General features: G+C 68.1%; 10 protein-coding genes. 6 read left to right on the plus strand and 4 right to left on the minus strand.

The window, feature by feature from the left end:
* The first annotated feature begins 24 nt into the window (after positions 1–24).
* Entirely contained in the window at positions 25–819 is a 795-nt protein-coding gene (locus ACIRA7_RS02940) for a 4'-phosphopantetheinyl transferase (protein WP_396219305.1), read from the plus strand.
* Positions 820–1,015: 196 nt separating this feature from the next.
* Here ACIRA7_RS02940 and ACIRA7_RS02945 read toward each other — a convergent pair whose 3' ends face one another.
* Positions 1,016–1,801 carry a ubiquinone/menaquinone biosynthesis methyltransferase gene (locus ACIRA7_RS02945; RefSeq protein ID WP_396219306.1) on the minus strand — a complete coding sequence of 262 codons (786 nt, stop codon included), beginning with the start codon at positions 1,799–1,801 and terminating at the stop codon, positions 1,016–1,018.
* Positions 1,802–1,829: 28 nt separating this feature from the next.
* Here ACIRA7_RS02945 and ACIRA7_RS02950 point away from each other — a divergent pair, with 28 nt between their 5' ends.
* Positions 1,830–2,441, plus strand: a complete 612-nt coding sequence (locus ACIRA7_RS02950) for a TlpA family protein disulfide reductase (RefSeq protein WP_396219307.1) — start codon at positions 1,830–1,832, stop codon at positions 2,439–2,441.
* 10 nt (positions 2,442–2,451) lie between these two features.
* Here the strand turns inward: ACIRA7_RS02950 and ACIRA7_RS02955 are convergent, their stop codons facing one another.
* Positions 2,452–2,883: a vitamin K epoxide reductase family protein gene (locus ACIRA7_RS02955; RefSeq protein ID WP_396219308.1), complete on the minus strand. Its 432-nt coding sequence runs from the start codon at positions 2,881–2,883 to the stop codon at positions 2,452–2,454.
* A gap of 77 nt (positions 2,884–2,960) precedes the next feature.
* Between ACIRA7_RS02955 and ACIRA7_RS02960 the strand changes: the two genes are divergently transcribed.
* The 4 genes from ACIRA7_RS02960 (at position 2,961) to ACIRA7_RS02975 (ending at position 7,961) form a co-directional block, all read left to right on the plus strand.
* On the plus strand, positions 2,961–3,314 hold the full coding sequence (locus ACIRA7_RS02960) for a DUF485 domain-containing protein (protein ID WP_396219309.1): 354 nt from the start codon (positions 2,961–2,963) through the stop codon (positions 3,312–3,314).
* The gene (locus ACIRA7_RS02965; RefSeq protein WP_396219310.1) at positions 3,311–4,837 is read left to right on the plus strand and encodes a sodium/solute symporter; all 1,527 of its coding nucleotides are present in this window, start codon (positions 3,311–3,313) and stop codon (positions 4,835–4,837) included. The genes ACIRA7_RS02960 and ACIRA7_RS02965 overlap by 4 nt, the downstream gene beginning before the upstream one ends.
* Positions 4,838–5,150: 313 nt before the next feature.
* The gene (locus ACIRA7_RS02970; RefSeq protein ID WP_396219311.1) at positions 5,151–6,473 is read left to right on the plus strand and encodes a diguanylate cyclase domain-containing protein; all 1,323 of its coding nucleotides are present in this window, start codon (positions 5,151–5,153) and stop codon (positions 6,471–6,473) included.
* A 72-nt stretch (positions 6,474–6,545) separates the two neighbouring features.
* Positions 6,546–7,961: an aldehyde dehydrogenase family protein gene (locus ACIRA7_RS02975; RefSeq protein WP_396219312.1), complete on the plus strand. Its 1,416-nt coding sequence runs from the start codon at positions 6,546–6,548 to the stop codon at positions 7,959–7,961.
* Here ACIRA7_RS02975 and ACIRA7_RS02980 read toward each other — a convergent pair.
* Together ACIRA7_RS02980 and ACIRA7_RS02985 are read right to left on the minus strand one after the other, a co-directional pair.
* Complete coding sequence (locus ACIRA7_RS02980) at positions 7,909–9,690, minus strand: protein kinase (RefSeq protein WP_396219313.1); 1,782 nt, start codon at positions 9,688–9,690, stop codon at positions 7,909–7,911. The genes ACIRA7_RS02975 and ACIRA7_RS02980 overlap by 53 nt on opposite strands.
* 27 nt (positions 9,691–9,717) lie before the next feature.
* Positions 9,718–10,950, minus strand: a 1,233-nt coding sequence (locus ACIRA7_RS02985; RefSeq protein WP_396219314.1) for a sensor histidine kinase, incomplete at its 5' end; no start/stop codon positions are given.

Below are 10,950 nucleotides of genomic sequence, written 5' to 3' on the forward strand. Positions count from 1 at the left end.
GAGGTGCCAGCGGTAGATTACGACATGTCCGAAGCGACCGTCCGTCCTGCCGCACTGCCTTGGCCGGCCCCGGAGATTGTGTCCGCCCCGAGTGGCGCGCCGTCGTCGTTCGCGATGGCACGGGTCGAGGTGCCGCCGCAGCTGGATGCCGACACCGGCAGCTGGCTCCCGGCGCTGGTCGCCGACGCGCGGCTGCACCCCGAGGAGGCCGCGCTGGTAGCCGAGATGCCCGCCGTCCGGCGCGCCACGTTCGTGGCCGGCCGGCTCGCACTGCGGGCGGCGATGCGGATTGCCGTCGCTGAGCGCGGACCCGGCGAGTCCGCAGCCCCGATCCTCCGCACCGCCCGTGGGGCCCCGGTATTGCCCTCCACCGTGGCCGGCTCGGTCAGCCACAAGCACGATGCGGCGCTCGCGCTGATGGCACCACGCCGCGCCGCGGTGGCCGGTGGATCGATGCACGTCGGCGTGGACCTCGAGCATCGCCCCACCGAACGTGACGTCACACGCCCGTCGATCGCGCGGCGCATCCTAACGGCAGGGGAACTGGACGCGCTCTCGGCGCTCGACGCCGATCCGCTCGCGCAGCGCGAACGGGTGATCCTGTCGTTCGCGATCAAGGAAGCCGTGTACAAGGCGATCGATCCGACGGTGCAGCGGTATGTGCGCTTTACCGAAGTCGCGTTGCAGTTCGGCGACAATGGATTGGTCTCGGTGTCACTGCTGCTACCAGAGCTCACAACCGGTCAGATCACGGTGCGCGCACAGTATTCGCTCGATGATCGTTGGATCGTGGCGACGGCGGTTGCGACGACGGAGTAAGCCGCGATTAAACAAAGCAACAGGTTCACGCGAAGCTCGCGAAGGATGCGCGAAGGTACGCGAAGAACAGCAACAAGAAAAAATGCTTTGGCTTTTTCTTCGCGTGACTTCGCGTATCTTCGCGAACTTCGCGTGAACCGACCCAACTCTCCAACGCAGCACGGCGCCGTCAGCAAGCACACCCCCGAAACGAGTGCTACCCAACCCGCCGCGCCACATGCTGCGCGATGCCGCCGAACAGGTAGCGCCGCACACGCACCACCTCGAAGCCCTCGCGACGCAACAGCTCGGAGAACTCGTCGGCCGTCATGAAATCGCGGATGCTGCGGGCGATGTAGCCGTACACGATGGGATCGCGGTGCCAGAGCCAACCCACCACGTTGCCGGCCACGCCGAGATACCACAGAAACAGCGCGCGCCATGGCCCGAAGCCCGGACGATAGAAGTCGAGTGTGACCAGCGCGCCCCCCGGCCGAAGCACACGCGCCATCTCGCGCACGCACTGCGTGGGATCGGGCACGTTGCGCACACCGTAGCTGGCGCTCACCAGGTCGACGCTCGCGCGTTCCTGCGGCAGCGCCATCATGTCGCCCACCATGGGCGTCACGCGATCGGAGACATCCGCGTCGACCGAATCCAGCCGCTGACGCGCCGCGTCGATCATGCGCGGCGACGCGTCGAGCGCTTCGACTGTGGCCTGCGGGAGCGCGCGAGCGAGCTGCGCCGCCACGTCGCCGGTGCCGCTGGCCAGGTCGAGCGTGCGTCGCGCCCCCGGCGCCACGGCAATCGCCGCCGCAATGGCGCGTCGCTTCCACCCCGCGTCCATCCCCAGCGAGAACAGCCGTGTGAAGGCGTCGTAGCGCGGCGCGATGATGTCGAACATCGGCGTGACGAACGCCTGCTTGCGCGACGGATCGGCGAGATACGCATCCACATCGAGGGAGCCGAGCTTGCGTTCGGGCGAACCAGCGGGCGGCGTCATTCAGTCGTGGACGGGGTATATTTCACGGATGTCAGCACCAGCGCGGTCTCCTCGTGGCAGCATCAGCTTCGGCACGCTTTCACTCGTGCTGGTGGCACTCGCCTGCACCGTGCTGATCGCCAAGCGCGCGACCGCGGAGAAGGATGCGGTCAATCTACTGGCCGACCATGGCGTCGTGGCCGGCACCGACACCGCGCCGTCCACCGCGCCCACGGCTGAGCAGGCCATCGGCACCTTCAAGGTGACCGCGTTGAATGGCAAAGTGATTCCCCTGCACCTGAAGGGCGAACCGGCCATTCTCATGATCAGCTCGCGGACCTGCAGCTGGTGCAAGCGTGCGCTGAAGGACCTGGGCGTCATGGCCGCCGGCCGGCCGCTACCGCGCCTCAAGCTGCTGACGCTCGAAGGGGCCGGCGAAGGCGTGGCCATGCTCGCCAAGGAACAGCTCACCGGCGCGCAGTTGATCGGGCCGGCGGGCAGCTCCGATCAGGTGCTCCTGACGTTCCGCTACCCCGGCACCCCCACCTTCGTGGCGATCGATCGTAACGGGCGCGTGGTCCGCACCCTCCCCGGCTACCCGATCCCCGAGGAGATGAAGCACTGGTTTGCGGTGATGGTCGGCGACCAGGACGTCCCCTAGCCGAGCCTCGCTACGCGAGCCTGGCCAGCCGCTTCCGGTCGAGGGTGACCAGAATCGCGCACAGCGTGATCGTCACGGCGGAGACGACGCACCACGAGCAGAACCCCTTCAGCACGATGAATTCGCCGTACTTGAGCCGCAGCGTGAACAGCACCGCCGGCCAGATCATCAGCTGCAGCAGCGTGTTGGGCCAGCGTTCGTCTTCGTACCGGGCCATCGTGCCGATCGTGGCGACCACGAACAGCATCGCGTAGCCCACCGCGCCGATCAGGGCGACGTCGACGCCCAGAAACCAGCCGTAGCGGCTGCCCTGCACGTACTCGCACCCCCCGGCACTGCTACAACCGAGTGAGCCGGTCAGGCCGAGCTTCCAGAGATGCAGATAGAGCGCGACCAGCCCCGAGATGAGGCTGCCCAACGCGATGCCCATGCGCTGTGTCACGTGAAACCGAGGTGAGGGAGACCGAACGACCCGGGGACTCTACCGCGAAAGATGCCCTGCTCGTACCTTCGCGCGCCATGACGCCTTCTCCCACTGACCGAGCGGCCCAGATCGCCGCCACCCGCAGCCTGGCCCTCACCCGATGGCGGGTGGCCGCGCTGCTGACCCTCCTGATGGTCGGGGTCTACTTCGGCTTCATCCTGCTGGTCGCCTATCGCCCGGCCCTGCTGGGAGGCCTCGTCAGCGACGGGCTCTCGCTCGGCATCGTCCTCGGCGCCCTGGTGATCCTCTCGGCCTGGGTGCTCACGCTGATCTACGTGCAGTGGGCGAACCGGGTGTACGATCCGGCCCTGGCTGCCCTCCGCGCCATGCCGGGGGCCGACGCCGCCGCGCGCGGATCGCAGGGCGCGCCATACGGAGGGGGCCGATGACCCTCGGCACTCCGGATCCGGTGGCGATCGCCTTCTTTGCCGTCTTCATCGTCATCACCCTTGGCATTACCTACTGGGCGGCCCGGCGCACCCAGACCGCCGATCACTTCTACGCCGCGGGGCGCTCCGTCACCGCCGGCCAGAACGGCTTCGCCCTCGCCGGCGACTATATGAGCGCCGCCTCGTTCCTCGGCATCGCGGGACTGGTGTCCACCAGCGGCTTCGATGGACTGATCTACTCCACCGGCTGGCTGGTGGGATGGCCCGTGGTGCTGTTCCTCATCGCCGAGCCGCTCCGCAATCTCGGCCGGTATACCTTCGCCGACGTGGTCGCGTCTCGGCTCGATCCGATGCCGGTGCGGATCAGCGCCACCTTTGGAACGCTGGCCACGATCGCGTTCTATCTGATTGCGCAGATGGTCGGCGCCGGCAGTCTCATCCGCCTGCTCTTCGGCATCCCGTACGAGACCGCCGTGGTGATCGTGGGCTGCGCGATGATGGCGTACGTGCTGTTCGGCGGCATGCTGGCCACCACCTGGGTGCAGATCGTAAAGGCCGTGCTGCTGCTGGGTGGCGCGGCCACGTTGGCCATCATGGTGCTGGCCAGGTTCGGGTTCGATCCCCGCCTGCTGTTCGCGGCGGCGGCCGCCAAGTACGGCGCTGGCGTACTGGCCCCCGGCAAGCTCGTCAGCAATCCACTCGACGCCGTCTCCCTTGGCATGGCCCTCATGTTCGGCACCGCCGGGCTGCCTCACATCCTGATGCGCTTCTACACCGTGCCCGATGCCCGGACGGCGCGACGCTCGGTGTTCATCGCGACGGGGCTCATCGGGCTGTTCTACCTGATGACCTTCGTGCTCGGCTTCGGTGCCATGGTGCTGGTGACGCCTGAGTCCATCAAGGCGATCGATGCCGGCGGCAACATGGCCGCGCCCATGCTCGCCGAACTGCTCGGCGGACGGGCGTTCCTCGGCTTCATCGCCGCCGTCGCCTTCGCCACGATCCTGGCGGTCGTGGCCGGCCTTGCCCTCTCGGGCGCCGCGGCGATTTCGCATGACATCTGGGCCAGTGTGATCCGCAAAGGGCACCCCAAGCCCGGCGAAGAGATCAAGGTGGCGCGCATCGCGACGATCGGGCTGGCCATTGTAGCGATGGCGCTCGGGATTGCCTTCAAGGGCCAGAACGTGGCCTTCATGGTGGGGCTCGCCTTCGCCATCGCGGCCAGCGCGAACTTCCCGGCGCTGGTGCTCAGCGTCTTCTGGCGGCGTACCACCACGGCGGGCGCCGCCAGCAGCATGGTCGTGGGGGCCACCTCCACCCTCGTGCTCATCGCGCTGTCGCCGGCCGTGCAGGTCGATCTGTTGCACCACGCGACCGCCATGTTCCCACTCAAGAATCCGGCGCTGGTCACCATTCCCCTGTCGTTTGCGACGGGCATTCTGGTGTCGTTGCTGCGCCCGGACCGGGCCAGTGAAGCCCGGCACGAGGCGATCGAAACGCGCTTGCTGCTCGGCGCGGATTAGCCGAGCTCGGCAGGACGTGCCGCACCGGTCCCGGCGGGAATACCCGTTCGGGACCGGTCGGATGGACCGGGACGCCGTACCGATTCGCGGTAGGGCCGGCCTCGAGCCGAACGTCGCGCAGCTCCGTAAACTGTTGCTATGTAAATGTTTATGGAACACATGACGCAGCCGACGTCCCGCTGACCGGGTGGCCAACCGTCATCGGCATGTGTTTTGCGGGAGATGCTGACATCGCACACCGCGTGCGACCTAGGCGGGTGCTCCCGAACCGCTTGCTTTTCGGGAATCCCGACACGCATCAACCCCTTTGCTGATGTTCGATCGCCTCGCGCTTCGCCCCCCGTTTTGGGGCGTCATTGCCCTGCTCGCCCTCACGGCCGTCGGCCTGTCGGCGACGAGGGTGCCCGGCGTCATGCCGAGTTTCGTGGACGCGGCACCACTGTTGTCGGCCGCCTCCCTCATCATCGCGATCGCTGGCTGGCGTCTGCTGCACCGCGAGTTGCTCCATCGCATGCAGGAGGATGCGGCGCTGCGCGACCGGGTCGGCCGGCTGCAGGATGCCATGCACGCGAACGTGGATGGCATGTTCCTGCTGCGCGCCGTTCGCACGGCGGACGGTGAGATCACCGACTTCGCGATCGCCGACGTGAACCGCAGCGGCGCCGCGACCTTATATCGCACCAGCGAGCAACTCGTCGGCCACCGCCTCCGCGACGTGCTGCCGGCCCCGATGGCCGACCTGCTCTTCGAACGTTACGTCGACGCGATCACGTTTCGCACTCCGGTGGTGGAGGAGCTTCGCGTCAGTCGCCGCGCCGTCGCTGCCAGTTGGCTCATGCATCAGGCCACGCCGACCGCTGAAGGATTGGCGGTGACCGTGCGCGATATCTCGTCGCGCAAGCGCGATGAGCTCCGCTTACGCAAGGCCTGCCTGACCGACGAGCTCACGCAGCTGTACAACCGTCGCGGCTTCATGACGCTCGCCGAGCAGCATCTGCGCATCGCACGCCGACAAGGCAGCGACGCGGTGGTCATGTACGTGGACATGGACGACTTCAAGCAGCTCAATGACCGCCACGGCCACGCGGTGGGTGATCAGGCGCTGGTAGCCGTGTCACGCCTGCTTCGCCTCACCGTGCGAGACTGCGATGTGGTCGGGCGCATGGGGGGTGACGAGTTCACCATCCTCGCGCTCGACGCCGACGTAGCGGGCGCCCGGGCGATCCAACGGCGTCTCGAGCAACACCTCGACCGGTTCAATGCGTCGGGTGCGTTGCCGATGCCGCTCTCGTTGACCGTTGGCCATACGCGGGTCCGCCCGAGTGACACCGCATCGGTGAGTGAATTGCTGGCCCGGGCCGACCAGTTGCTGTACGCGCGAAAGCGTCGTCGGCAGCTGACCAAGGTGTCCGAATCGCATCAGCGCGAACGCGTATCGCATAACCCGTCACGCCGCGCGCCGCGCTTGGCGCCGCTTCCCATACCGGCCGAGCTTACCGCCATGGCACGTGCCGCGGCGACAACCCGCCCAAACGCCGCGCCGCTGACATCGGCCACGGTGACCGCCTTGAAGCCCCCGATGCCGAGCACGGCGCCCGACGCTTCGGGGGTGTTCCGGCCCACGCACGCGGCGTAACCTCGACGGGGTACGCGGCTCCGTCGCCCTCGGCGCTTGACCCTCATGGGGGCAGGCGCCGAGCTTCTGCGCATGACATTCCGCGCAGTCAATCCGGCGACCGGCATCGTCGTCCATGAATTCCCGCCGCTCACGCCGTCCGAGCGCGCCGCCCTGATCGACCGCGTGCATCGCGAACAGCAGTACTGGCGTCGCACCGATCAGGGGCAGCGCGCCCGCTTCGTTCTGGCCCTCGGCGTGGCGTTGCAGGCGCATCGGGAAGAACTCGCGGAGTGGCTCTCGCTCGAGATGGGCAAGCCGATCGTGGCAGCCCGCGCAGAAGTCGACAAGTGCGTGTCGCTCTGCGAACAGGCGCCGGCGCTGGCCGAGCGCGCGCTCGCCGACGAGATGATTCTGCTGGACGGCGTGAGCGAGGTGCGCCTTCGGTACGCTCCACTGGGAACACTGCTGGCCATCATGCCGTGGAATTTCCCGTACTGGCAAGCGCTGCGATTTGCCGTGCCCACGCTGCTTGCCGGCAACGGCGTGTTGATCAAGCCGGCGGGCTCGGTGCCCGGTGGTGCCCGCCTGCTCGATCGCTGCTTCACCGAGGCGCGGGCCGCGGCACGCGCTGCCGACGCATCCATGCCGGACGCACCCTGTCACGTGGCGTTCATCGAGGTGGAAGCGCTCGATGCCGTGATCGCGGATGATCGCATCGCCGGCGTCACGCTCACGGGGAGCGATCGCGCTGGCCGTCATGTGGGGGCCGTGGCCGGACGGTATCTCAAGAAAGTCGTGCTCGAGTTGGGCGGGAGCGATCCGTTTCTCGTGCTCCCTGACGCCGACGTCGCGCGGGCGGCCGCCCACGCCGTGGCCGCCCGCACCGTGAACTCGGGACAGTCGTGCATCGCGGCCAAGCGGTTCATCGTGTGCGACGCCGTATACGATGAATTCCTCGCACGATTCGTGGACGGTATGCGCGCCTTGCGCGTCGGGGATCCGCGCGACGAAGCCACGCAGATCGGCCCGATCGCCACCGAGAGTGTTCGTGACGGACTCGCCAAGCAGGTGTCCGATTCGATCGCGGCCGGCGCGCGGGCCCTCGTGGGTGGCTTCACTGAAGGGATGGCTGGCTTCTTCTATCCGCCCACGGTCCTCGTGGATATCCCCGACGGGGCGCCCGCGTCACGCGAGGAGCTGTTCGGTCCCGTGGCGTCCGTGTTCCGCGTGCCCGACGTCGAGGCGGCCCTCGTCAAGGCCAACGACACGCCGTTCGGACTGGGGGCGAGTGTGTGGACCCGCGATCCCGCCCTGGCCACGCAGTGCATCGAGGGACTCGACGCCGGTATGGTGTTCGTGAACGAGATGGTCGTGTCGGACCCGCGTTGTCCGTTCGGCGGCGTGAAGCAGTCCGGCATGGGCCGCGAGCTCGGCACCCTCGGCTTCCGTGAGTTCACCAACCAGCAGGTGGTTCGACGGGCTCATCTTCCTGAATCCCGTCGATGAGCCGACGCCACCACGGACGCTGATCTTCGGCACGACGCATCGCCCGCACCACCTGTCGCCAGGCGATGCGCATTTCCAGCGCGTCGGCGAAACGATCTTCCACCGGCGCCGCGAGGCCGCGGAGCAGCCAGTCACCGAGGGCCTCGGGGAATCCGTCGTCCTGAAGCCGCGCCGGCAGCGTGTCAGACAGCTGCTGCGCCAGAATCATCTCCGCCGGCCCGTCGCCGAATGGCGCCCGTCCGGTCATGACGAAGTACACGATGCTCGCCAGCGCGTAGCAGTCGGTCGCCGGTCCCTGCGCTTCGCCGAGCAATTGCTCCGGGGCCGCGAATGACGGAGTGCCCGACGTACCGGCGCCCTCTTCTCCGAGCGCGTAGGCGATACCGAAGTCACCGATCCGCCATCGGCGATACCGGTCGATGAGAATGTTCTCGGGCTTCAGGTCGCGGTGAATGATGCCGCTCGTGTGCGCGGCGTGCAGCGCTTCGAGCACTTCGTCGACTTGCGGCGCGATCTCTTCGAATGGACGCGGGCCACTGCGCGACACCAGGCTGGCCACGGACCCGCCTTCGGCCAGCTCCATCGTGTACCACACGATGTCGCCACGACTATCGGTGTCGTAGATCGGCACGATCGCCGCGTGCGCGAGCTGCGCCGCCAACCGCGCTTCCCGGCGGAATCGCGCCACCGCCACGTCATCCTTGGCGATGTGGGGATGCAGCACCTTGATCGCGACTTCGCGAGACAACGAGAGATCGCGGGCCCGCCACACGCTACCGAACATGCCGCGACCGAGGGGCGACAGGATCTCGTAGTCGTCGGCTGTGGCCCACCGCAGGCGGGCCTCCGCCGAGTCGAGCGCCGGCGGCAACTCGTCGCCCTCGGGGGCGATCATCACCTGTCGCACCGACACGTGACGGTCCATGTCGCGCAGCATCACCGCGATGCTGGGGAACCGGTCCTCCGGCTTCGGCGCCAAGGCGCGCTCCATGACCGCCGCCAGTGCCTGCGGACAGTCGGGGCGCAGCAGCGCGATGGGCGGCACATCCTGCTCGGGCGGTGTCTCACCGGTGAGCATCGTGAACAGCATGGCCGCCAACTGCCACTGATCCGACGCCGGCGTGGGACGCCATCCGCTGGCCGACCACTCAGGTGGCCACGGCGTGTACGCCGAGTCGGGCTGCAGTCCAGCCGGATGCTGATCGCGCGGGAGCACCCATTCCCAGCCCAGCACCCACAACCGTCCACCGGGCGTCAGCCAGATGGTGCTCGCCGAGATCGCGCCGTGCGAGGCGCCGGTGTCGTGCAGATACGCCAGCGTGCTCCCCGCCTCGCGCAGCACCTGGAGCGCGAACGGAATCGCTTCCGGACCCAGCCGGGTGACGCGCGAATGCACCGTTTCCCCACCGATCCAGCGGCGCAGATACCCCGGACCACGACGGCTCTCCTGATACGAAGCCCAGAAGTGGTATGTCGTGGGGATCGAGGGATGATTCCGATGGGCGAGCGCGCGCGCCTCATTCTTGAGCCACGCGTGGTGGCTTGGGTTCGGCGCACTGACCAACGACAACGAACGGCCGAGCGCATCGATCACTTCCTGATAGTGCCGATGCTCGCGCTGAATAGCCTCCTGCCCCCACGACCAGCCGGGCGGCAGAACCCACGCCTCGAGATGCGGCGCCGGCGACGTGGTTTGCCGGTGGTCGGGAGGCGGTGCGGACTGACTCATGACAGACAGTTTAATCGCCCGAGGACGTCATGGGCGTATAGTCCGTTGCAGGGTCAGACGAACGGTCGTCCCCGCCCCCGGAGTGCTCGTCAGCCCGATCGTCCCGCCCCACCCTTCGATCAGCCGTCGGCTGATGGCCAAGCCCAGCCCACTGCCACTCGTGCGGGTGGAGAAGTGCGGCTCGAATACCTGCGGTAAGACGTCGGCCGGGATGCCCGTGCCATCGTCGCTGACATCGACCACCACGTGCGTGGCCGTCCCCTCGACGCGCACCGACACCGTCGAGGCGTCGGCCAGCCGGGCGTTCTCGAGCACGTTGAGCAACACATCCCTCAACTCGTCCCGCTGCGACAGCGCCTCGAGTGGCGACGCCCCCGGTGTCGGCGCCTCGATGATCCAGCGAACGCCCGCCTCCCGCTCACCGTCTTCCCCCAACCGCTCCAATGCCATGACGTCCTGCACCACGGCCACGACATCGACCGGCACCGCTGGGGTGCGATCCGTGGGCGCGGCACCGTAGCGACTGAACGCGCGCGCGATCTCGTCGAGATGATCGATCTCGGCGAGCACCCGCGACACGTTGGTGTCGAGGATGTCGCCGAAATCGCCGCGCTTATCGCGATACGCGCGCAGCAGGTGCTGTACACCCAGCCGGATCGGCGTGAGTGGATTCTTGATTTCGTGCGCGACCTGCCGCGCCATCTCGCCCCACGCCAGCACGCGTTGCGCCGAGGCGAGCTCGGTGACGTCATCGAGCGTGAGCACGGCACCACGCGGTAAGCGCGTGAGTCGCCCGCGCATCTGACGCCCGAGTACCATGAGTTCGAACGCTTCCTCGTCGTGCGTGGCCATCAGGAACGCGGACGAGCGCTCCACGAGCGGGGCCAGCGGGGCCGGCAGCGACTGCAGCGGCACGCCCGACGTGCGCAGCGACACCCCCAGCATCGCCTCGGCGCGCGGATTGGCGATCAGGATGTCGCCGCCGGGCGCGGTGCCGGGCGATGCCGACCGCAGGGCGAGTACGCCGCTGGCCACGTGCTGCAGCACGGCTTCCGTGCGACGTTGCGCGGCCTCGAGGGCGGCGCGACTGGTGGCCAGATCATCGGCCATCCGGCCGAACGCGCGATACACCGGCGCGAATTCCGTGGCCGGGGCGGTACCCAGCGCCGGTGCGCGCCCGCCGGCGGCGATCGCCAGGGCCGCCTCGCGTAGCGCCCCCACCGGACGCGCCAGTGACCGGGCCGCCAGCCCGCTCGACCA

This window comes from Gemmatimonas sp., assembly GCF_044376735.1.
Lineage (GTDB): Bacteria > Gemmatimonadota > Gemmatimonadetes > Gemmatimonadales > Gemmatimonadaceae > Gemmatimonas.

What these genes read in the sequence shown, in the direction of transcription:
- ACIRA7_RS02940 (WP_396219305.1), top strand. Translation starts at nt 25, where the DNA reads ATGTCCGAAGCGACCGTCCGTCCTGCCGCACTGCCTTGGCCGGCCCCG.
- ACIRA7_RS02945 (WP_396219306.1), bottom strand. Translation starts at nt 1,801, where the DNA reads ATGACGCCGCCCGCTGGTTCGCCCGAACGCAAGCTCGGCTCCCTCGAT.
- ACIRA7_RS02950 (WP_396219307.1), top strand. Translation starts at nt 1,830, where the DNA reads ATGTCAGCACCAGCGCGGTCTCCTCGTGGCAGCATCAGCTTCGGCACG.
- ACIRA7_RS02960 (WP_396219309.1), top strand. Translation starts at nt 2,961, where the DNA reads ATGACGCCTTCTCCCACTGACCGAGCGGCCCAGATCGCCGCCACCCGC.
- ACIRA7_RS02965 (WP_396219310.1), top strand. Translation starts at nt 3,311, where the DNA reads ATGACCCTCGGCACTCCGGATCCGGTGGCGATCGCCTTCTTTGCCGTC.
- ACIRA7_RS02970 (WP_396219311.1), top strand. Translation starts at nt 5,151, where the DNA reads ATGTTCGATCGCCTCGCGCTTCGCCCCCCGTTTTGGGGCGTCATTGCC.
- ACIRA7_RS02975 (WP_396219312.1), top strand. Translation starts at nt 6,546, where the DNA reads ATGACATTCCGCGCAGTCAATCCGGCGACCGGCATCGTCGTCCATGAA.
- ACIRA7_RS02980 (WP_396219313.1), bottom strand. Translation starts at nt 9,690, where the DNA reads ATGAGTCAGTCCGCACCGCCTCCCGACCACCGGCAAACCACGTCGCCG.